This is a genomic window from Paraburkholderia largidicola, from assembly GCF_013426895.1.
Taxonomy (GTDB): domain Bacteria; phylum Pseudomonadota; class Gammaproteobacteria; order Burkholderiales; family Burkholderiaceae; genus Paraburkholderia; species Paraburkholderia largidicola.
On sequence record NZ_AP023176.1, the window covers coordinates 1,556,565 to 1,578,625 of the forward strand.

A 22,061-nucleotide genomic window follows, 5' to 3' on the forward strand; every position below is an offset into this window, starting at 1 on the left:
GCTAATATGACGCGCGCGCGTCGCGCGAGCTTTCGTCGAGTGGGAACTTTTATCGGATTTGCACGGTAGCTTACATGTCGACGTAAGCTGAGTTCGACATTGCACCGTCATCAGAGGCGCATGCAGCGCCTTGAAACTGACGGCACGTTGCGTGCCGCCAGCCACTCCCAGACGCTCAGGCGAGCACGTCCGAGAACACGCGGGTCGCGAAACGGTTCGAGTCCGTTCCCGCGTTGATCACGCCGACCGACTTCAGGTCGTCGGCATACAACGCAATCTCTTTCTTGAACGCGTCGCCGACGGGATGATGGTGGTCGGTGTGACTCTTCAGCATCGCCGTCAATTGCGCGACGTCCGCGCCCGGCGCATTCGAAGAGAAAATCGTCGCCGCTTCGGCGGGATGATTCGCCGTCCACTCGGTCGCTTCGAGAAGCGCCTGCGTCAATGCCTGCGCGGTCGCGCGGTCCTTGCGGATCAGCGAGCCGCGCACGCCCAGCACGCAGCACACGCGGGTCGCGTACTCGCCGCACAGGTTGTTCGACACTTCCTGCAGATGATCGGTCTCGCGCAGCGTCCAGATGGTCGGATCGCCATCGGCAATGGCCTGCACTTCGCCTTTTTTCAGCGCCTCGCCAAGCAGCGTCGCAGGGTATTGCCGCCAGCGCACGTCGTTATCGGGATCGACACCGAGCTTCTTGAGCGTGATCGCAAAGAAGTTCTTTGCAGGGCTCGCCATATCGCTGACGCCGACCGTGCGGCCTTTCAGCCCTTGCAGATCGACGATGCCCGACGCTTTCGTCGCGAGCAGCCGCATGCAGCCGCCGTGGATGCCCGCCGTCAGCTTCACGTCGAAGCCCTGTTCCAGCGGCTTGATCCAGCGCAGCGCCATGCCGACGCCCGCATCCGATTTGCCCGTGGCGATCGCTTCGAGTAACTGGTCCGTCGAACCGGCGAAGTTGATCAGCTCGACGTCGAGGCCATGCTTGCGAAAGAACCCTTGCTTGACGGCAACGGGCACGGGCGCCGTGCAGATTGCGCCCGCATTCCACGAGAGCTTGAGCGGCTTGAGGTTTTCATCGGCGATGGCGCGCATGCCCGGCAGGAACGATGCGCCGCCCAGTGCCGCAGCGCCCGCCGTCCACGCGGTCTTGCGCAGCCATGCGCGACGTGATGCGTTGGCGGGTTCTGGATGATCGAGGTTATCGTCGGTTTTCATGTCGTTGTTTTTCCAATGCGTAGTGTGGTTATCTGCAGCGTCATGCGACGAGGCCAAGTTGCGCCAATACCTCGCGGCGCAGCGCGACGAGTTTCGGGTCGTCGCGATGCCGCGGATACGGCGCGTCGTTGCGCACTTCCGCGACGATGCGCGCCGGCCGTTCGCTCAGCACGATCACGCGGTTCGCCACATACAACGCCTCTTCGACGTCGTGCGTAACGAGCAGCACCGAAAAGCGCGCGGCCTGCCATAGACGCACGAGTTCCCCTTGCATGCGGATGCGCGTCAGCGAATCGAGCTTGCCGAACGGCTCGTCGAGCACGAGCAGTTGCGGATCGTTGACGAGCGCACGTGCCAGCGCCGCGCGCTGCGCCATGCCGCCCGACAGCTGATGCGGAAACGCATCGGCGAACTGATCGAGTCCGACCAGTTCGAGCGCGGCGTCGATGCGCGCCGCCGCGCTGTCACGCGAGGCGCGATCGCGTCCCGTACGCTGCGCTTCGGGGCCGAGGCCGACGTTGTCGCGCACGGTGCGCCACGGGAACAGCGTGGGGTCCTGAAACACCACGACGCGCGACGGGTCCGGCCCGGCAATCGGCTCGCCGTTCGCATGCAGCGCGCCGCGAGCCGGTGTGTCGAGGCCCGCGACGAGACGCAGCAAGGTCGACTTGCCGCAGCCGCTCGGCCCGAGCAGCGCGACGAATTCGCCCGGCTCGACAGTAAGGCTGATGTCGTCGAGCACGGCAAGCGCTTCGCCGCGCAAGGCAAAGCGATGACTGACGTTGCGCACGTCGATGCGCGCGCCCTGCCGCATATCTGCCTGCGCGTGCGCGTGCGACACCTGAGTAGCGGCTACCATTTGAGCAATCCCTTTTGCCAGGCCAACAGACGGTCGCGCACCTTGAACAGCAGCGTGATCAGACCGGAGCACATCAGCGCCATCACGAGCAGCGCGGCATACATGTTCGAGTACGCGGCCCAGCCTTGCGCCCATTGCAGATACCAGCCCAGCCCCGCCTTCACGCCCATCATCTCGGCGACGATCAGCACCGAGAACGATGCGCCCAGTCCCATGAACAATCCGACGAACACCGACGGCAGCGCGGCAGGAATCGCCACGCGCAAGATCAGGAACGACGCGCGTGCGCCGAGCGTGCGCGCGACGTCGTAGTAAGCCGAGTTCACGCCCGCGACCCCGGACCACGTCAGCACCGCGACGGGGAACGCAGTAGCGAGCGCGATCAGAAAGACACTTGCGCTGAAGCTCGACGGGAAAAAGAAGAACGCGAGCGGCAACCACGCGGTCGCTGGCAACGGGCCGATCAGACGCAGCACAGGGTGCAGCCAGTAACCCACGGCACGCGACCAGCCGATGCTCACGCCAATCGTGAAGCCCGTCAGCGCGCCGAGTGCATAGCCATAAGCGAGCAACACGAACGAATGCCCGACGCTCGACGCAAGTCTCGGGAGGTCGTCGAAATACACCGCGATCAGTGCCTGAGGCGGCGCGAAGAACGGGCGCGGCAACCATTCGAGTTGCGCCGTGACGAGTTCCCACGCGGTAATGCCGATGGCGAGCGCGAGCAGCCACGGCGACGCTGCGATCCATCTGTCGATGCGTGCGCGCTTCGTGTCGGGTTGCGGCCTGACGGACCCGTTGGTCAGCCACGCGCGCGCGCCGATTGCCGCCGACAACGCGGCCACCGCGAGCTTCAGAATCAGCAGTTCACGCGTGTACGGCCAGTCGTCGAGTGCGGGCCACCATTGCGTCACGGCCGCGCCGCCGAGCCACGCAAGCGCCGCCAGCGCGGCGACGAGCGGCCCGCGGATCTCGCGCGGCGCAGCGGCATCGTCTGCCTGCAGGCCCGCAAGATCGATTGCCTGAGTGTGTGAGGACATGTCGATACGCTCCTTGAAAGTGCGGCTCAAGCGTTGCCGATGGTCGTATCCGAAATCGCGCGCACGTCGATGCGGCGCGGCAGGATCGCATCGCGATACGCGGCGTCGGCCACCTTTTGCAGCGCCGCGATGTCGGCGTCGGAGACGAAGTGCTGTTTGAGCGACGCGCGCCTCGTGATCTGCTTCGCGGCATCGAGCGGTGAGCGCGTGAGGGTTGCGTAGATTTGCGCGTAGGCGTCGGCGTTCGCGACTGCCCAGTCGCCCGCGCGCTGATAACGCAGCAACACATCCGCGATGGCTGCGCGCTTGCGCGCATCCGCAAGCGCGGCACCCGAGGCCGTGATGAAACCCAGACCGCTGTTGATGCCCGTGCCGTCACGCAGAACGCGCGCGCCGCGTTGCACCGCGATGCCATAGTACGGATCGAAGGTCGCCCACACTTCGATCGAACCGGACGTGAACGCCGCGAATGCATCGACGGGCAAGATGAAGCGCACGGATACGTCGTCCTTCGACAACCCCGCCTCGGCGAGCGCGCCATATAACTGGAACTGCGAAATGCTGCCGCGCGCAGACGAAATGAACACCGTGCGACCCTTCAGGTCCGCGACCGTGCGGATCTTCGAATCCTGCGCGACGAGAATGCCGAGTTGCGCGCCGGAGCCGACGCGCGTCGCGACGATCTTCAAGGTCGGATCGCCAACGGCCGCTGCGAGCACGGGCAGATCGCCCGCAGGCGCGAGATCGACCGCGCCCGCGCGTTGCGCTTCGAAAAGCGGCGCCGCACCCTGGAAGTTGGCCCAGCGAAACGCGTATGGCGTGCCGTCGAGTACCTTCGCGGCTTCGGCGAGCGCGCGCGTGCCGCCCGCCTGATCGCCGAGCACGATCGTGGTCGATACCGCGTCGGCTGCTTGCGCATCGCGCGCGATCGATGCGGACAACACAGCAGCGGCAGGCGCCGCCGCGAGTGCGCGAAGTACCCGCCGTCGCGTGGAAAAAAACGTTGGAACAGAAGCGCTCATAGGCCCTCACAGTCGATATGCAGGCAAGCGTAGCGACGAAGGACCACCGTGAGAATTATTCTATTTATATATGTTTATCTCACGGCAATATTTATGTTTTGCATCTTTTGAATGGCGTGTCTGACACGATGAACATCACGTCGATGCTTATCGATAAGCGTGCAATCCATAGCTGAAACATTCGCTTAGGAAGCGTCGATTCCGTTGCTACGATGGCGAATCGATCCATTGCTTCGCCCGATTCAACACAGACAACGGAATATACGTATGGCGTCTATCTCACGACGGGCCTTTGCCCGCATCGCACTGGTTTCCCTGTTGGCACTGACATCGGCGCAGAGTTTCGCGCAAGCGTCCAACGCGAATGGCGCGCCTGTTTCGTTGCGCATCGGTTACCAGAAATCGTCGACACTCATTACGCTGCTCAAGACACGCGGCTCGCTCGAAAAAGCACTCGCGCCACTCAACGTGCGCGTTTCGTGGAACGAGTTCACAAGCGGCCTGCCGTTGACGGAAGCGCTCAACGTCGACGCCGTCGATTTCAGCGCTGACGTCGCCGACACCGTGCCGATCTTCGCGCAGGCCGCGCATGCGCGCTTCGTGTATGTCGCACAGGAAGCGCCTTCGCCCGGCGCGCAGGCAATCATCGTCAAGAAGGACACTCCATTGCACACGCTTGCCGACCTGAAGGGCAAGCGCATCGCAGTGACGAAAGCGGCGGGCAGCCACTATCTGCTGCTTGCGGCGTTGAACAAAGCGGGGCTTGCATCGACCGATGTGAAGATCAGCTATCTCACACCTGCGGACGGTCGCGCGGCGTTCGAGCGCGGCAGCGTCGATGCATGGATTACGTGGGACCCGTATGTCGCATCCGTCGACAAGAACGCCGACGTGCGAATCCTTGCGAATGGCGACGGGCTGGCTTCGTATCAGCGCTACTATCTCGCGTCGAGCACGTTCGCCAGTGCGCATCCCGAAGTCGTTCAGGTCGTATTCGAGCAACTGAAGGAAGCGGGTGAATGGCTGCGCGCGCATCCCGACGACGCCGCGAAAACACTTGCGCCGATCTGGGGCCTCGACGCGACGACAATCGAACGCGCCAATGCGCGGCGCAGTTATCTGGTTCGGGCCGTTGCCGTCCAGAACTACAGCGAGCAGCAGATCATTGCCGATGCGTTCTACAAGAATGGTCTGCTGCCCGCCCGCGTCGAGACGAATCAGGCGCAGTTGTGGGACTTCACTACCAAACGGGCGAAAGCCATCGGTAGTTAGCGCAGGAACGGTTAGCGCACGAACGGCGTCAACGCACGCAGCCAGCACACCACGGCCACCGCGCCGCCGTCGGGTTCGCCCACGGCGCGCTCGCCGAGATAGCTCGCACGCCCGACGCGCGGCATCATCGAAGCCGTCGATGCCGCGCCCTTCTCCGCCGCATCGACTGTGGCAGCCCACGCGGCGGCAAGCGGCTCGCCTCGATCGACAGCGGCAGTGAACGCGTCCGACGCAGGCCGCAACGCATCGAGCATCGTGCGCTCGCCGGGCTGGGCGCCGCCTAGCTCGGAGATCGCTTTGACGGCCAGATCGAACGCAGCGGCCCAATCCGGTGCAGCGGGCGCATCGCTCTCACCGAGACGGCGCGACGCGCGCAGCAATGCCGTTGCATAGAACGGCCCGGAACTGCCCGCTATCGCGCGACGCAGCGTGACGGCGAGGTCGGCAAGCGCATCGGCCGCCGATGGCCATGCCGTCGCAGGAATCGCCAGCACGGCTTCGCCCGCGCGCTTCATGCTGGAGCCGAGGTCGCCGTCGCCCGCTTTCGAATCGAGTTCGGTCAGCCGCGCTTCATCGTCGATCAATGCGCGCGCGGCGGCGTCGAACGCAAGTTGCAACGGCGTGCGTTGTGCCGCTGCCTGATTCGACGACGCAACGGCGTCTTCCGCTGCGCCCGCCGCGATGCCCGTCGCGCCGTCGACATTCACGCGTCCCGCGCCCGGCCATGTCGCTACCTTCGTCGGGGCGTCGAGTAGCGCAAGGCGCTCGTCGTCGACGCGCATCACCGAGATCGAGCAGCCCGGCATGTTCAGCGCGGACAGCAGCGTGCCGCACCATGCGCGCTCGATACGCAGCCCGCGTTGCCTGAGTCCATTGATCGCCGCGCGCGCGACGACGGCCAGTTCCATCGGCGTCGTTGCGCCCAGACCATTGATCAGCAGCGCAACGCGCTCGCCGCCCGACAGTCGCAGATCGTCGGTGATCGCCGTGAGCAAGGTATCCGTGAGTTGATCGGCAGGCATCGGCTTCGTGCGTTGCACGCCCTTCTCGCCATGAATGCCAAGGCCCAGTTCGATCTCGTCGTCCGCGAGACTGAAGCTCGACTGTTGCGTCGCGGGCAGCGTGCAGCCGTCGAGCGCGACGCCCATCGTGCCGATCGCATCGGCCGCACTGCGCGCAAGCGCCGCTACGTCCGCGAGCGTCTTGCCCGCCGCCGCTGCCGCGCCCGCGATCTTGTGCACGAACACCGTTCCCGCAATGCCGCGCCGCCGCCCGCGCCCGACGGTATTGCGCAGCGACACGTCGTCGGCCACGACGACGACTTCGACGGGTATCCCTTCGGCGCGCGCCAGTTCGGCCGCGAGGCCGAAATTCAGGCGGTCGCCCGTGTAGTTCTTGACGACCAGCAGCGCCCCGTTCGGTCCCGCCGACGCGCGGATCGCCGCGAGCACGGCATCCGTCGAAGGCGACGTGAACACCTCGCCGCACACGGCCGCCGCCAGCATGCCGTCGCCGACATAGCCCGCGTGCGCGGGCTCGTGGCCGCTGCCGCCGCCCGAAATGATCGCGACGCGCCGCGCATGCGGCTCAGGCAGATCACGCCGCACGACGACATTCGCGTCGCGCAGCAAGGCGGTATCGGGCGCGAGCATCGCAAGACCTTCGAGCATCTCGCGCACGACATGCGACGGATCGTTCAGCAGCTTTTTCATGGCTTTGAACCTCGGTGAATTCGAATTCGGGTGACGGATAAGCGGTTGGACCGCGAGCGGCCCGAAGGGCACACTTTAGCCTCAGCGCGCCGCCGGCGCATCGGCCGAACCCTGCGCCTTGACGAAATCGACGAAAGCGCGCAAAGGCGCGGGCAAATGACGTCGCCCCGGATAGTAGAGAAACGGCCCGGAAAACGGCTGCCACCATGTTTGAAGAATCGGCTCCAGCGCGCCGCTGTCCAGATGCTGGCTCAGCATCCCTTCGAACAGATGAATCACGCCGACGCCCGCCAGCGCGGCGCTGACGGCAAGCTCGATGGCCGCGCCCGGCCTGACCACCAGCGGCCCCGACGGATCGAGCCGCACCACTTCGCCGTCGCGCTCGAAATCCCACGTAGGCATCGCACCGCCGGCAAACTGGCCGCGCAGGCACGCGTGATCGAGCAGATCGCGCGGATGCTCGGGCCTGCCATGTGCATCGAGGTAGTCGGGCGTCGCGGCCGTCGCGAAACGCTGCACGCGCGGGCCGATGGGAATCGCGATCATGTCCTGCTCGAGCCGCTCTTCGTAGCGAATGCCGGCATCGCAACCTATGGACAGCACATCGGCAAAGCCGTCTTCGACCACGACCTCGACGCGGATGTCGGGATAGGTTTTCAGGAACGGCGCGATAAAGGAAGGCAGCACGATGCGCGCGGCGCTGGAAGGCACATTGAGCTTGAGCGTGCCGCTCGGCTTGTCGCGGAACACGTTGAGGACGTCGAGCGCCGCTTCCATCTCACTGAAGAGCGGCGTGAGCTTTTCGATCAGCCGCAGCCCCGCTTCCGTGGGCGCGACGCTGCGCGTGGTGCGGTTGAGCAGCCGCAGGCCGAGCTTCGTTTCGAGGCGGCGCACGGCGATGCTCAGGCTTGATGCGGAGACGCCGCTCATGCGCGCCGCGTCGCGGAAGCCGCCTGCGCGCGCTACCGACACGAAGGCGGCAAGGTCGTTCAGTTCCATGGAGGGCCATTGTTCAAGATTTTCAACAGCCCGTACACTTTAGATGGGTTTATTCAACAGCGCAATCCGAGCACACTGTGGCTCATCGACTACCAGGGAGCGCGCAATGCCGAACTTCAATTCCACCGACACTTTCCCGCTGGCGGGCCGTCCCGTGCGCCGCATGGGTTACGGCGCGATGCAACTGGCCGGACCGGGCGTATTCGGGCCGCCGAAGGACCGCGACGCGTGCCTTGCTGTCTTGCGCGAGGCCGTTGCCTCCGGCGTCAATCACATCGACACCAGCGACTTCTACGGGCCGCACATCACCAACCAGATCATTCGCGAGGCGCTGCATCCGTATCCCGATGACCTGACGATCGTCACCAAACTGGGCGCCGTCCGCGGCGACGACGGTGCGTGGCTTTCCGCGCGTGAGCCGGACGACCTGCGGCGCGGCGTGCACGACAATCTTCGCAACCTCGGCCTCGACGTGCTGGATGTCGTGAACATTCGCGTCATGGGGAACGTCCATAGCCCGGCGGAGGGATCGATCGAGGAGCAGGTCGTTGCGCTCGCGGAATTGCAGCGCGACGGGCTCGTGAAGCACATCGGCCTGAGCAACGTGACGGCCACGCAGATTGCCGAAGCACAGCGCATCGTGCCGATCGTCTGCGTGCAGAATCACTACAACCTCGTGCAGCGCGAAGACGATGCGCTCGTCGATCAACTGGCCGCGCAAGGCATCGCGTATGTGCCGTTCTTTCCGCTGGGCGGCTTTACGCCGATTCAGTCGTCCGCGCTGTCGGACCTCGCGCACACGTTGAACGCGACGCCGATGCAGGTGGCGCTCGCGTGGCTTCTGCATCGGTCGCCGAATATTCTGCTGATCCCCGGCACTTCATCGGTCGCGCATCTGCGCGAGAACATGCAGGCGGCTCAACTGCGCCTGAGCGATGACGTGCTCGCCGAACTCGATTCGATTGGACGTGCGAGCGGCGGCCACTAAGTTCAGCGGCACCGTGAACTCAGGGCATGGCCGCCTTGAGCGCCGCGAGCGTCGGATCGTCCAGCTCAGCCGAGACGTGTAGCCCTTTGGCACGCTGAAAGGCGATGGCGGCCGTGCGCGTGCCGTCGCCAACCACGCCATCGACACCGCGCGTGTCGAAGCCCAGGTACGTCAAAGAAGCCTGTGCCGTACGTATTTCGATGCTCGGCGTGCCCTTGATCGAATAGAGTTGCTGGTAATGCAGCAGCTTGTCGTCATAGGCGTTTTTCTTGTAGTCCTTGCCGTTATAAAAGAACGCGACGCGTGCCCACGCCTTTTGCCTGAGTGCCAATGCCAACGACTCGTTGCTCATGATGAAGCGTCGCGCGCCGTCAAGCTGCGCATCTTCGTCGACGATGAAGGCCTGGACCATGGCTTCGGCGTTTGCGTAGCTCAGCTTCGATGCGTTGAACCCCATTATCTGCGGCAAGCCCCATGACGCGCTCTCGAGCGCGGCTCTCCGGTCGAGCTGCATCGCGCGCGCAAGACGGTCGTACTCGGCCGCTCCGCCGCTGTAGCCGCCCGGTGTACTGGAGCTGATGTCGGGGTTCGACGCACTGAAGCGCCCGCCCGTGCGGTTATGAAAGACGTGGCGTTCGAAGAGAATCTTCGGACGCCGGTCAGCGAGAAATCCAAAACCTTTGGTTTCCACCGTGACGAGTGCCCATAGCGAAGCAGCATCGACACCGAGCTGACCGAGTACGTTGTCGAATCCGTTTTGCGTCATCGGTGACGCTTTTCCCACAAACGCGCTGTTCATACCAACCTCCGTCATAGCTTGAGGGTGAGCGGCTTGTTATCGTCTTCGCTCGTCAGGTTCTCCTGCAGTTCGGCTTGCACCGCTTGCCCGCCACGCTGTCCGCTCGCGACGATGATGTGGTCGCGTCCAGGGTCGAACTGCAGTTCGACAAATCCATCGTCAGGCACGTCGATCTGCGCCCCGTCCACTACGAGACGCAGCGAGCCCGCGTCGAGTGTGTCAATGCCGTCGATCGCAAGGCGCGCGTTGACGGTCGGCTCATGCTCGTCCGTCGTCGCCTGTACGGACGCGGATGCCGATGCGGGCGCGGCGCCTTGGGGAGCTGACGCCGCGCTTTTGCCGCTACCGCTGGCGCCCGCGGCGGCGCCTGCGTCACCCGCATTCGGTTCTCCAGCTGCGCCAGTCTGGTCGCCCGGCGTACCGCCTAGCGACACCTTGAGATTCGGGTTGCGATCGAATGTATCGATCATCTGGCTGAACCGCTTCGCCCATTGCTTGGTTTCGTCCTCCGCCAGCCATTCGACCTTGATGACGAAATCCCGCAAGATCGACGTGAACGGCGGCAGCGGTTCTTTGCCGATGACGGACCCTTGTGCCTGCGCCATCGCCTGAGCCCAGCTGAAGCGAAAATCCGCCAGCAGAACTTCGAGCCTTGCCTGTGATTGACGAAAGCGAATCCATGAGCCGGATGCGTCGAAGAACTGGTCGAAGACCACCAGCGCGCCCGCTATCGCCAGCAGCACATAGCCGATCTCCGCAAGCGGCAGCGCCGCGATCATGTCGAGCCAGCTCGAAGGCGTGTTCGGCGTCTTGCCGACGGCCGCGATCTTGATCAGAAAAGTGAGCAGAATGGGAGCGAGTGTTCCGAGCGCAAACAGCAGCAAGGACATGAAGCGGATTCGCTTGGCGACCGCTGCTCGCTCTGCCGCTTTCGCGTCGTACCAGTCGATACGATCGGTCGCATGCGTCACGGCCGTGGAAAACAACTCACTTAGCGTTCCGTCCCACGCGTCGCCCCGGTATTGTTCCGGACGGGTGGGAAATTGCCGATATGCGCCACCATGTGCTTCATTCGGAATATCCATCGTGCTCTCGCAATGAACTGATGCACAGGAGAAAACCAAAGAACCCTGAGGCATGTACTTTTATTCATTGCGGAGTTCTTTATCAAACCTCTCGCCAGCCTCTCACCATGAAGCAGCGAACGCGAACATGTCGATGCCGATGTTCGTCAGTAAGCTAGCCTAGGACATTCTTGTTTTGTGGTTATGTTCGGTAGCGCACCGTGCCGCTGATATGAAAGACGAGACATCTGACGCATTTCTGAAAGCAGTAAACCGTCAGGCGCATGAATACATGCTTTTAAAAAGCTCCATAAGTACATCAAGCCGGCAAATGGATTTCAACGTGGTCATGGTGACTGGCTTCCGTGTTCGAAAGATCGGCAAAAGAAGCTTGCCTCAACTATGTTATGAGAGCACGTGAGCGGTGTATGTCAGCGCGAGCATTCCAATACGACGGGTCCTGATCGTCTACGTTATTGCAGGCGTGCCGCAAGTCGTGCGAAATCCGCTTGCCCCCGCGGGCTCTGATCATGGAGAAGACTGCCGTGCAGCCGATCCACCACGTCGACAGGCTCTACGTCATTTCCGATCTCCACCTTGGCGGGCCGCCTGGATTTCAGATTTTCGGCTCGAGCGCCGAGCTGGCGGGACTCATCCGGCTGCTTGCAGACCAGGATCCCGGCGATGAAGTCGCGCTCGTCATCAATGGAGATTTCGTCGATTTTCTCGCCGAAGAAGACGCGACCTATTTCGACCCGCACGGCGCGATCCATAAGCTCGAACGCATCACCCTCAAGGACGACACGTTTCGCCCCGTCTTCGAGGCCTTTCCTTATTTTCTCGGCAAGGAACGGCGGCGGCTGATCGTCAATCTCGGCAATCACGATCTCGAACTCGCGTTGCCGTGGGTGCGCGACCGCCTCGTGCAGATTCTGACGGGAGGACAGTCGGCCGCGCCCGGCGCCCACTCGCGCCTGTATCTGGTGTTCGACGGCAGCGGCGTGCTGTGTAGCGTCGGTGGGCGCTCGGTGCTCTGTTTGCACGGCAACGAGGTCGATCGCTGGAACCCGGCGAACTTCGAGAGGATCCGCGAAATAGCACGCGATGTGCAGATTGGCCGGGTGGTCGAACCGTGGATTCCGAATGCGGGCAGCAAGATGGTGATCGACGTGATGAATCCCGTGAAGCGCGAATACCCTTTCGTCGATCTGCTGAAGCCGGAACAGGCGGCTGTCGCGCCGACGCTCGCGGCATGCGCGCCGCAACTGGTCAGCGAACTCGATCGGGCGAAGAAACTCGCGTCGGTCGCACTGACTCGTGTATGGGCTGGCGTGCGCAAACCCGATGGCATGCTGGGCGCAACCCAGCCGGAAGACGAAGCGGCACCCGCCGCGAACGACACAGCACGTGCGCCCGTCGCCTTGGCCGCGAGGTCGCAGCAGGCCGCGCTTCAGGCAAACGAGATGTTGCGTATGGCCGATGACCGGGCGCGGCGCGGCGTCACCGCCATCGACCTCGTTGCGGGCGCCGAGGCCCTTCAGCTCGACGCGCTCGGCGCGCTGGTCAAATGGTCCCGGAAGGAGTCGACCAGCGAGGTCTTGCGCGAGGCGCTCGAAAACCTCGACCGCGATCGCAGCTTCGACATTGCCGAGCGCGACGACACCGCGGTGCAGCTCGATGCCGAAGTGTCACCGGACATCGACGTCGTCGTGGCCGGACACACCCATCTGGAACGCGCGATACGTCGCAGAAATGGGCGCGGCTTCTATTTCAACAGCGGCACATGGGCGCGCCTGATTCGCATCAGGGCCGAGGTGCGTGCCGACCCGCAACAGTTCGCGCAAGTCTTCGCGGCGCTCAGGCGCGGCAGCATGGCTGATCTCGACAACACGCCCGATCTGGTCATCAAGTCCTGCACGGTCGTGGTCGTATGGCGCGATGCAGCGGACAGTGTCAAGGCGGAGCTTCGCCACGTAAAAACCATCGACGGTAAAACAGTACTCGACGCGGACCTGCCGGCAAGCTGCATGGAGATTCGATGATGCGCAAAATAACACTCGAATTGCTGCGTCACGGGCCGCCTCATAATCAGTTGCTGTCGCCTCTCACCGAATACATCGCGTTGTGCGAAAACCATAGCGCCGTCACGTTGCACGTTCCGTTCGAGCACAACCAGATGCTCTATCGGCTGCGCGCGTTGAGCTATCAGCTCGGGCCCGAAGCGCGTGAATTCCAGATGGGAGATACCGCACGTGTGCTCGGCCAGTTGCTTGGAGAGATTCCCGGCCTGACCGCCGATCTCAACCGGCAAAAAACCAGCACGAGCGACGGCAGCACGGCCGAGCAGGTCACGCACCTGCGACTGATCATGTCCGCGTCGGAACTCGCGCTGCTTCCCTTCGAACTGGCGACCGCTCCCAACGGCTTCCCCGGCGCGGGGCAAGCGCTTTCTCTGCAGACCGAGCAACCTGTCTGCATTACGCGCGAAACACGGCGGGTTCCTCAGGAATACATGCGCTGGCCGCGCAGACCGCACATTCTGTTTGCTTTCGCCTCTCCGCCCGACATGGAAGCGGTGCCTGCCGAGGCGCACCTGCTGGCATTGCGCGAGGCGCTGACGCCATGGCTTGCGCTCTCCGATGACTACGACGAGGAGAAGCGTCTGGCAATCGTCGGCAAACGGCTGTCGGTGCTGCCGAACGCATCTGCCGAAAGCCTCGAAGCGGCCTGCGCGAAGAACGACTACACGCATGTGCACATTCTGGCGCACGGCATTCAAACGAACACGCCCTACGACAGCCGCTTCGGTCTCGCGTTTCATTCCGACCGGCACCCTGACGGCATGGAAGCGATTTCCGGCGACCGGCTGGCGACCATCTTGCGCACGCCACGCCATAACCAGCCGGGCCGGTTCACGCGCCCTGCCGTCGTCACGCTCGCAAGCTGTAACGCCGGCAACGTCGGCTCGGTGACGGGCGTTGGCGCCAGCATCGCCCATGCGCTGCACGAGGCCGGCGTCCCGCTCGTGATTGCGAGTCAGTATCCGCTGTCGTTTGGCGGCTCGGTGGTGTTCGTGAAGGACATGTACGAGGGACTGTTGTGGGGAGAGGACCCGCGCAAGCTGGTCGTCGGCATGCGCAGACGGTTGCATTCGTACTTCAAGGACAAGCACGACTGGGCGAGTATCGTCACGTATGCATCCTTGCCGCCTAATTTCGACGCACAGCTTGCGGACGCACGCATCCAGCAGTCGATGGATTGCATCTCCATTGCGCTCAGCATCGCCGACCGCGCGATGAGCGCATTTTTGACCTCGGATTCGCTACTTCCGCCAACTGCTTCGAGCGCCGACAAGCACGCGCACCGCGATGCGCTGGCCAGAGCGCAACAGCAGGTAACCGACGCAAAGGCGCGCCTGCAACTGGCGATCGACGAGTATCCCGAGCAGGAAGCCCGTATTCTCGAACTACTGGCAAGCACCGAAAAGCGCGAAGCGCAGATGATCTATCACTCGACGCAACAAGGAAAATTCGATCCCGGTTCGAAAGAAGGCCTGCAACTGATCAACAAGCTCGAAACGTCGAGAAACCACTATTGGTCAAGCTATCTGAAGCAGCGCAAGAGCCCTTCACAACTGGTTCAATTTCTTTCGCTGACGCTTCTTCTGCAACACCTTGGCCGCCTGCCAAGACCACTCGATCAGCCCGATCAGGATATGACATCGATCTGGTTGAGCGCTCACGTGCAATCGCTCAACGATGCGGATCATGGCGAGCAATGCACTCGCGCGTGGGCGTATGGAAATCTGACGGAACTGTATCTGATCGCGAGGCACATCGACGGCTTGCCGCCCGCCTTTTGCGGCGACCAGATCACCAACAAGGCGCTTGAAGCGGCGCGTAAGCTGGTCTCGCTGACCGGCTCGACCTCGTTCGAAGTCTTCTCGATGCGGCGCCAGGTCGTGCGCTATCTCAACTGGTTCGTGCCGATGGCCGCAGGCGCATACGACATCGAGGCACTGGCGAGGCAATTACTCACGGTACTGCCCGCCTGTGATGAACCGGATTGGGACTATTGAGCGCAACCATCTCGTCCCAACCAGGGGATGAACGTCCGGCACATCTTTAGTCATTCGCCGAATGTTCTTCACCGCACACAACTTCGCAGTTGGCGGTGACACATCACTCGAAAAACGCCGATATACGTCCTAACCTGAAGTTTCCTACGCTTCAATGAAGCAAAGGAATCCAAAGTCAATCATTCATCGACAAGCGATGAGTCCATTCGTCACTCATCTCTTGTGCTGCAAAGTACGTTTTGCGAGAACGCCCTTTCGGGTGAACAGTCAGCATGCTGTCCTCTCGCGTCGCGATGCGCTGAACACGAAGCCACCTCTAGTGTGCATGCGCCGTCCACTTACTGACTGTCGAGGGGACAACCGATGTCTTTCCTGCTCCGTAGAGTTCAGCTATGGCAATGGACGACGTCGATCGTGCTCGCCACGACCGTCGCCGTCACGGCCTGCACGATCCAGTTGGCACCCGCCTATGATCCGGCACTGGTGAACGGAATCCGCGCCGTCAACAGCGACATCATGCAGCTCTACGCGACAACCGGGATGGGGGTCGACAAGGCGACCTTCCCGGATCGCGTCGATGAATACAACAGGATCATCGGCGCTGTCGATGCGCTTGCTTTGGAGTCGCAAAGCCGACCGGTCCCCGATAGCGCGATCCGCGACAAGGTCGAGCAGGCGCTCGGGCAATGGCTCGCATCGAACCCGACGCCACCCGCAGGGCGCGACGAGGCGCTGAGCCTCGCCGCCGCCGAATGTGCCGACGCACGCAAGATCAAGCGCGCGCCCGCTCTCACGATGCCCATGCCGATGGCCCAGGCGGACACCCGACAGTACGTCCCTGCCAGCGCGATGGCGCTCAAACAGGTGTCGCGGGCCATGAGCCTGCTCAGGGATACCGACTGCGCACACGGATTGAATAATGGACAAGTGGCTGCGAACAAAGGCTACACACAGTACTTCGTTTCAGAAGCTCTCTTTTACGAGAACTTCTTGCAACGTTGAGATGCACACGTTCAAGGAGTCGCCATGGCACTGGATCTCACGCAAGCAGCCGATATGTTCACGCAGAGCATTTCTTCGACTGTCAAAACGGTCACGGGTAGTGACGTCAGGTTGATCGCCGGCTTTTCACAGACGCAACTGCAAGCTCTCGCGCAACAGTCCGCACTGGTTGCGGGCATGATCGAGGTCAATGCCTTTACGGCTGCCGAGAGGATGTTCTATCTGGACGGACTCGATCAGATGGCGAGAGGTTTCGTGAATACGTTTGTGCAGATCGTCGAAGTTGAAATCGAAAAGATCTACAACGCGGTGGTGAAAGCGATCTACGACTCCATCGGCACGCTGGCGGGCGTGAAGCTGGCCGTTCCGGGCGCACCTTGAAAAGCGTCCGTATCCCGTATGCCGTGCAAGCATGAACGATTTCAGGTGGAGACGTCATGCCGAACAGACCGCAGATTGTGCCGGCGTCGCAGGTTGACAGCGAAATGGCGCCGGACTTCTCGTCAGTCCGATACCGGATACTGGCGCAAGGCGATTCGTGGTTCTCGATCAACGGGCTGAACCTGTTTCGGGCGTCGTCGTTGCTGCCACATCTGGATTTCGGGCACTCTGCGATCATCGTGAACTGCGCGGACCCGGGCGATACGCTCGCCCATATGGTCGAATGGCGTCGCGACCCGTGGTTTGCGAGCTATCTGTGCGGGCCGCGGGAACGTGCGTGGGACGCCATGCTGCTGTCGGCTGGCGGCAATGATCTGATCGACGCGCTCGGTGTCCTCCCGACGGATGCTCACGGAACGCCACACAGCCCCGGCGATCGACTCTTGCTGACGAAGTCCGAGCGCGCGCAGCCAGGCAAAACATATGTTTCCGAAGACGGCTGGGCACTTTTCGACCAGCATCTTCGTGCCCAGTACGCCGCGCTGGATGCCATGCGCGCCGCCAGCAAGACCAACCAGAACATGCCCATCATCGCGCACACCTACGACTATCCGATGCCGCGCGACGTGGGTGCGGGCCTGCATTTCGGGCCGTGGCTGTATCCGGCGTTGCAGGCGTACGAGGTGCCGCCGGACGACTGGAAAATGCTGGCGAAGGAATTCATCGACCGGCTCTTTGCTCTCGTGAGCGGACTGCCCCTCAAGAATTTCCATGTCATCCGGACACTCGGAATACTGACGCCTGCCGACGCGGATCCGCAGATCAGCAGTCCCGACTGGCTTAACGAAATTCATCCTACTTCCTCGGGATACGGGCAGATTGGCGAGCGCTTTTGCGCGGACGTGGCCGCGAGGAATATCCTGGCTTGAGACTGATGTTAGCGAGGTAGCAATCATGAACCTAAGCCCACATTTCACATTGGAAGAGTTCGTGGCGAGTCAGACCGCGTCACGCAATAACATCCCAAACGTCCCCGGTCCCGACATCGTCGTCAATCTCACGGCGACTGCACAGGCGCTGGAAAAGTTGCGTGCGCTTCTCGGAAAACCGATCATCATTTCGTCAGGCTATCGTTCACCCGAGTTGAACAGGGCCGTCAAAGGCGCCATCGACAGTGCGCACATTTATGGTCTCGCCGTGGATTTCATTGCGCCGCAATACGGCACGCCGATCGACATTTGCCGGCTCTTGCAGACTTCCGCGCTCGTATTCGATCAACTGATCTTCGAACATACCTGGGTTCACCTCGGTCTGCCGAAGAACGGCGCACCCAATCGCCGGCAACTGCTGACGGCGCATTTCGGCGGCGGGCCGACGACCTATACGGTGGGGTTCGCGTAAGGGCTCAGGCAGCGGCTGAACGCGTCGACTGCCTCAGTACGGACAGGGCAATGGCCTCGGCCGGTCCTAAAGGTCGCAACGGTCTCTCCCGTGCCAGGCAAACCGGTAGCCCGGCAGAGTGTAGGCCAGCAAGAGAAGAATAGTCATCGCGGCAGCGGCGAGCTTGAAAAGCTCACTAGACCGCACAGGCGTTGCATGCCAGATATTCACTCGGGCGAAGATGGACACAGGCCATATGTCGATAAGCAAGCCAATATAGCCGAGTAACAGAAAAGGCAGTGCGACGACAATAGGCGCGATGCTGCGAAGTGCATCGACACCACGTTGCATGCCGAATAGAGCCGCCGCGAGCAGCAGCGGCACAGGACAAAGCCAACGCAGAACGTTCCAGTCAAACCATCGCGCCGCAGGCATCGGAGTGTTCATCTGCGTATTCAAACCAAGCCAGACGATCATAAGCAGTTGGAATGCAGCCAGCGGCAGAACAACTTGATAGAGCTTGCGCTGCAACTCTCCTTTACTCTTTGCAATGAGCCAGCAACAGCCAAGAAGCGCATACATCACCATTGACACAAGACCGGTGAGCAGTCCAATCACCGTAAGAAGCTGGAGCACCGTCAACGGCAAGAAAAATTGGTAGAGCTTGCGCTGCAATGCCCCGTCGGTCTTCGCAATCAGCCAGCAGCAGCCGAGCAGCGCATACGTCATCAGCAGTGCAAGACCCGTGAACAGGCAAAAAGGTGTGAGCCAATCGAACCGGGTCCCGACTACATGTCCATTTTCTGCACGCACTCCCGCCAGCCAGTCGCCAAGCATGACGCCCTGAAAAAAGGTCGAGCCCACCGATCCGCAAATGAACACCCCATTCCACCACTGACGAGACCTTTCGACCTTTTCGCGGATCTGAAAAGCCACGCCCCGGACGATCATGCAAATCACCATCGTGACCAACGGCAGGTAAAGCGCGGAAAGCAAAACTGAACAGACTGTGGGAAACGCAGCGTAAAGCGACGCGCCGCCGAAGACCATCCAGATCGCATTGCCGCGCCACCCGGGCGAACGACTGCCGAATAGACGCTCGCGTTCGCTTTCGGACGAAAAGAACGGTAGGAGAATCCCTATGCCGAGATCAAATCCGTCAAGTACGACATACATACCGAGCCCGAAGGCAATGATAGCGGCCCAGCAAGTCGCGATATCCATCATGGAGTCCGGTTGTAGTTTCCGAAGCTCCATTGTCGCGATCACACGGATTGGCGATTGATCCGGTTCCCACCAGTTTGATTGGTCCAGTTGAGAAATAACCGTTCATGACCTTTGGACCAAGCGCATCAGTCCGCGCGGGCATTAAATGAGGTCGACCGGCCATTGCGTGAGGATGATGGCCACTGGCGTAGAAACGGAACGCCTCATGTTCCACCCCGCTCACGCCCCGTCGACAAGCCGCAATATGTCGGCAAGCGCCACCGGTTTGACGAGATGATGGTCGAAGCCCGCCGCCCGCCAGTCACGCCCGTCGCGGGCTTGCGCTGAGTCTGAAACGGCAATGAGTACGGCACTTCCGCTGATCGGGTGTGCCCGAATAGTCCGGGCAATCTGATAACCGTCTGGAGGTGGAACGCCGATATCGATGATCGCGACATCGAGCGTGATCTGCCCGTTGAGGATCAGTGCGGCGTTTCCGGAGGCCGCGATATGCACCCGGTGTCCGCGCGATTCGAGCAACGCGGCAAGCGCCGTGGCGTTGTCGAGCCTGTCGTCCACGATCAGGATGTGTCGAGCGCGAGCGTGGCCCATCGACGCGCCCTCTGCCTGTGGAGACACGAGCGACGTCGAACCCACGAATTCAGGCAGACGCAGCACGAAATCGGCACCCGTCCCCGCTCCCTTCGAGCGGGCCGACACCGTTCCGCCATGCAATGCGGCAAGCGCCCGGACCAGAGACAGGCCGATCCCGAGACCGCCCTGCGACGCAGCAATGCTTCGCCGCGACTGGATGAATGGCTCGAAGATCGCTTCCTGTTCTTCCGGCAAAATGCCGACGCCCTGGTTACGGACCCTGATCGACACCATGCCTTGCGACTGCCCGACGTCGATTTCGATCTCGCTTTCGTCTGGCGCGTACTTCGTCGCATTGGACACGAGGTTGTCGAGCATCTGGACGACCCGAGCGTCGTCGCCAAATACGGCGCAGGCCTCATTCTCCAGACATATGGAAACCCGTTGCCGCCTCGTATCGATCTCGCGCCGGTTGGCGTCGACTGCCGCGGCAATGGCCGATCCCACATGGATCGATGTGCGCTCGAGTGTGAGTCGCCCATGCGCCAGACGCGACACGTCGAGCAGATCGTCGACGAGCCGCGACAGGTGCTCGACCTGTCGCCCTACCGTCTGCCATGCCGCCCGCGCTGCGGCGGGGCTCGGCTGGAATCTCGGTTCCATCAGTTCCAGCGCGTTGCGCATTGGGGCGAGCGGGTTGCGCAATTCGTGAGCAAGCGTCGCGAGAAACTGGGACTTGCGCTGGTCCGCCTCGCGAAGCGCGCGCTCGGCGCGCCAGAGGCGCAGCAGCGCCCGTACGTTGGCGACGAGTTCAGGTGCTTCGACGGGTTCGGTGAGATAGCTGTCCGCGCCGCTGTCCAGGGCGCGAATTCTGTCGGAGGCGGTCAGCAGGACCGCGGAGGTTTGAAGGACCAGTACCGACCGCGTCAAGGGATTCTGTTTGATCCGCTTGCACACGTGCACACCGTCGCTGTCCGGCAGCCGTACGTCGAGCAGGACGACGGCGGGCTTGCGCGATACGACAAACGATAGCGCCTGCTCACCCGTCGATGCCTCGAGCACGTCGAAGCCCGCACGGGTCAGCACGCGCGTTTTCGCAAGCCGCGCGGCATCATTGTCGTCGACGTTGAGAATCAGTTCCGACCGGCCGGCGAGCGGCGGGTCTGTTTCCGGTGGGTTGTGCATGCACCATTGCCAGTCGTTGCCGGGGTGGGCCAGTGTCACAGGAACCGGTCAGGCTCCGGCCAAGGGTAGCACGACAGCGCGCCTGATCAGCGTCATTTCACGATCTTCTCCGCACTAATGCGAATGTCGATGGTGAACATCGGGGAAATGCGCGTGTGAATGGGTAATGGGCAGATGCACATGGGGATGCGTGTGCGGCTCATCACCGGCATAGGCAAAGTCGTGCTCGTGCTGATGATGTTCGTCATGTCGATGCCGATGCGTATGCTCCAGCCGCTCGTGCGTGTGTTGATGTTCGTGCCGCTCGCGGACGTGCAGCCAGATACCCAGCGCCATCAGGGCCGCGGCTATCCAGAAGGACAGCTGCGGCAGTTCGGGCCAGATTAGGAGCGAGAGCGCCACACCGAACAGCGGCGCGACGGAAAAGTACGCGCCAGTGCGTGCCGTCCCGAGGTGACGCAGCGCGATCACGAACAGCACGAGGCTGACGCCATAGCCGGCAAGTCCCGTTGCCATCGCGGCACCGACCATGCCCGCAGCGGGGAGCGAGGCGCCCGTCGCGAACGCAATCGCGAGGTTCACCGGCCCGGCAATCAGCCCCTTCAGACAGGCGATCACCATCGCGTCGTTGGTCGAAACCTTGCGCGTGAGGTTATTGTCGATCGCCCAGCACAGACAGGCTGCGACGATCAGCAGCGCGCCGCCGGGGATGCCTGCCCCGCCCGGTTGCCACGACAGCATCACACCACCCGCGACGATCGCCGCCATGCCAAGAAATACCTGGACGTCGACGTTCTCGCGAAACACGACCCATGCGATCACGGCCGTGAGCACGCCCTCGAGATTCAGCAGCAGCGAACTGGTCGCAGCCGGCGTACTCGACAGCCCAAGCATCAGCAGCGCAGGGCCGGCGACGCCGCCAGCAGCAATGGCGCCGAGCAGCCATGGCAGTTCGGTCCGGCTGATGCCGTGACTGTCGCTTTCCCCGGCGGACGCTCGCAATCGCCGGACGATGATGCCAGTACCCAGCCCGATGCCACTGCCGAGGTAGAACAGGCCGGCAACCAGAAATGCGGACATCGACCCGAGCAGGGCCTTGGCGAGCGGCGTCGCAGCGCCAAACAGCGCTGCGGCGGCAAGCGCGGTGAAGATCGCGCTGGAGCGGGAATTCATGGGATCGGGAACGGTACAAGGTGCGCAACGAGCGCCTGAACAACCAGTGTAGCGCACCGTCAGATGCGCGATCGTCCCAATGCTTTTGCAC

19 protein-coding genes are annotated in these 22,061 nt (G+C 62.4%); 8 read left to right on the forward strand and 11 right to left on the reverse strand.

Features of this window, described 5'->3' with window-relative positions; translation table 11 throughout:
• Positions 1–175: 175 nt before the first annotated feature.
• The 4 genes from PPGU16_RS35655 to PPGU16_RS35670 are packed head-to-tail and all read right to left on the reverse strand — an operon-like array spanning position 176 to position 4,137.
• Complete coding sequence (locus PPGU16_RS35655) at positions 176–1,216, reverse strand: ABC transporter substrate-binding protein (protein WP_180725537.1); 1,041 nt, start codon at positions 1,214–1,216, stop codon at positions 176–178.
• A 40-nt stretch (positions 1,217–1,256) separates the two neighbouring features.
• A complete protein-coding gene (locus tag PPGU16_RS35660; protein WP_180725538.1) occupies positions 1,257–2,075 on the reverse strand; it encodes an ABC transporter ATP-binding protein in 819 nt (272 codons plus the stop codon).
• On the reverse strand, positions 2,069–3,115 hold the full coding sequence (locus PPGU16_RS35665) for an ABC transporter permease (protein WP_180725539.1): 1,047 nt from the start codon (positions 3,113–3,115) through the stop codon (positions 2,069–2,071). The genes PPGU16_RS35660 and PPGU16_RS35665 overlap by 7 nt, the downstream gene beginning before the upstream one ends.
• A gap of 26 nt (positions 3,116–3,141) precedes the next feature.
• Complete coding sequence (locus PPGU16_RS35670) at positions 3,142–4,137, reverse strand: ABC transporter substrate-binding protein (RefSeq protein ID WP_180725540.1); 996 nt, start codon at positions 4,135–4,137, stop codon at positions 3,142–3,144.
• Positions 4,138–4,404: 267 nt separating this feature from the next.
• On the opposite strand from PPGU16_RS35670, the gene PPGU16_RS35675 reads away from it, so the two are divergent.
• The gene (locus PPGU16_RS35675) at positions 4,405–5,409 is read left to right on the forward strand and encodes an aliphatic sulfonate ABC transporter substrate-binding protein (protein ID WP_180725541.1); all 1,005 of its coding nucleotides are present in this window, start codon (positions 4,405–4,407) and stop codon (positions 5,407–5,409) included.
• 11 nt (positions 5,410–5,420) lie between these two features.
• Here the strand turns inward: PPGU16_RS35675 and PPGU16_RS35680 are convergent, their stop codons facing one another.
• Together PPGU16_RS35680 and PPGU16_RS35685 are read right to left on the reverse strand one after the other, a co-directional pair.
• Positions 5,421–7,121: a dihydroxyacetone kinase family protein gene (locus tag PPGU16_RS35680; RefSeq protein WP_180725542.1), complete on the reverse strand. Its 1,701-nt coding sequence runs from the start codon at positions 7,119–7,121 to the stop codon at positions 5,421–5,423.
• An 81-nt stretch (positions 7,122–7,202) separates the two neighbouring features.
• Positions 7,203–8,120, reverse strand: coding sequence for a LysR family transcriptional regulator (locus tag PPGU16_RS35685; RefSeq protein ID WP_180725543.1), 918 nt, complete (start codon positions 8,118–8,120; stop codon positions 7,203–7,205).
• Positions 8,121–8,226: 106 nt separating this feature from the next.
• On the opposite strand from PPGU16_RS35685, the gene PPGU16_RS35690 reads away from it, so the two are divergent.
• Positions 8,227–9,108: an aldo/keto reductase family oxidoreductase gene (locus PPGU16_RS35690; RefSeq protein WP_180725544.1), complete on the forward strand. Its 882-nt coding sequence runs from the start codon at positions 8,227–8,229 to the stop codon at positions 9,106–9,108.
• A 19-nt stretch (positions 9,109–9,127) separates the two neighbouring features.
• Here the strand turns inward: PPGU16_RS35690 and PPGU16_RS35695 are convergent, their stop codons facing one another.
• Together PPGU16_RS35695 and PPGU16_RS35700 are read right to left on the reverse strand one after the other, a co-directional pair.
• Positions 9,128–9,907 (reverse strand): N-acetylmuramidase domain-containing protein, encoded by a 780-nt coding sequence (locus PPGU16_RS35695; protein WP_180725545.1) that lies wholly within the window; start codon positions 9,905–9,907, stop codon positions 9,128–9,130.
• An 11-nt stretch (positions 9,908–9,918) separates the two neighbouring features.
• Positions 9,919–10,992, reverse strand: a complete 1,074-nt coding sequence (locus PPGU16_RS35700; RefSeq protein ID WP_180725546.1) for an SLATT domain-containing protein — start codon at positions 10,990–10,992, stop codon at positions 9,919–9,921.
• Positions 10,993–11,501: 509 nt separating this feature from the next.
• Between PPGU16_RS35700 and PPGU16_RS35705 the strand changes: the two genes are divergently transcribed.
• From PPGU16_RS35705 to PPGU16_RS35730, 6 genes are all read left to right on the forward strand, one after another.
• Complete coding sequence (locus PPGU16_RS35705) at positions 11,502–13,013, forward strand: metallophosphoesterase (protein WP_180725547.1); 1,512 nt, start codon at positions 11,502–11,504, stop codon at positions 13,011–13,013.
• Positions 13,010–15,049 carry a CHAT domain-containing protein gene (locus PPGU16_RS35710; protein WP_180725548.1) on the forward strand — a complete coding sequence of 680 codons (2,040 nt, stop codon included), beginning with the start codon at positions 13,010–13,012 and terminating at the stop codon, positions 15,047–15,049. The genes PPGU16_RS35705 and PPGU16_RS35710 overlap by 4 nt, the downstream gene beginning before the upstream one ends.
• Before the next feature lie 414 nt (positions 15,050–15,463).
• Positions 15,464–16,051 carry a hypothetical protein gene (locus PPGU16_RS35715; RefSeq protein WP_224028979.1) on the forward strand — a complete coding sequence of 196 codons (588 nt, stop codon included), beginning with the start codon at positions 15,464–15,466 and terminating at the stop codon, positions 16,049–16,051.
• 24 nt (positions 16,052–16,075) lie between these two features.
• Positions 16,076–16,432: a hypothetical protein gene (locus tag PPGU16_RS35720; RefSeq protein WP_180725550.1), complete on the forward strand. Its 357-nt coding sequence runs from the start codon at positions 16,076–16,078 to the stop codon at positions 16,430–16,432.
• Positions 16,433–16,488: 56 nt separating this feature from the next.
• Entirely contained in the window at positions 16,489–17,361 is an 873-nt protein-coding gene (locus PPGU16_RS35725) for a hypothetical protein (RefSeq protein ID WP_180725551.1), read from the forward strand.
• A gap of 25 nt (positions 17,362–17,386) precedes the next feature.
• Positions 17,387–17,833: a D-Ala-D-Ala carboxypeptidase family metallohydrolase gene (locus PPGU16_RS35730; RefSeq protein ID WP_180725552.1), complete on the forward strand. Its 447-nt coding sequence runs from the start codon at positions 17,387–17,389 to the stop codon at positions 17,831–17,833.
• 66 nt (positions 17,834–17,899) lie between these two features.
• Here the strand turns inward: PPGU16_RS35730 and PPGU16_RS35735 are convergent, their stop codons facing one another.
• The 3 genes from PPGU16_RS35735 to PPGU16_RS35745 form a co-directional block, all read right to left on the reverse strand.
• Positions 17,900–19,036 carry a cytochrome d ubiquinol oxidase subunit II gene (locus PPGU16_RS35735; RefSeq protein ID WP_243460678.1) on the reverse strand — a complete coding sequence of 379 codons (1,137 nt, stop codon included), beginning with the start codon at positions 19,034–19,036 and terminating at the stop codon, positions 17,900–17,902.
• Between the two features lie 222 nt (positions 19,037–19,258).
• Positions 19,259–20,797 carry an ATP-binding response regulator gene (locus PPGU16_RS35740; RefSeq protein WP_180725554.1) on the reverse strand — a complete coding sequence of 513 codons (1,539 nt, stop codon included), beginning with the start codon at positions 20,795–20,797 and terminating at the stop codon, positions 19,259–19,261.
• Positions 20,798–20,911: 114 nt separating this feature from the next.
• A complete protein-coding gene (locus tag PPGU16_RS35745) occupies positions 20,912–21,970 on the reverse strand; it encodes a DMT family transporter (protein WP_180725555.1) in 1,059 nt (352 codons plus the stop codon).
• Positions 21,971–22,061 lie beyond the last annotated feature (91 nt).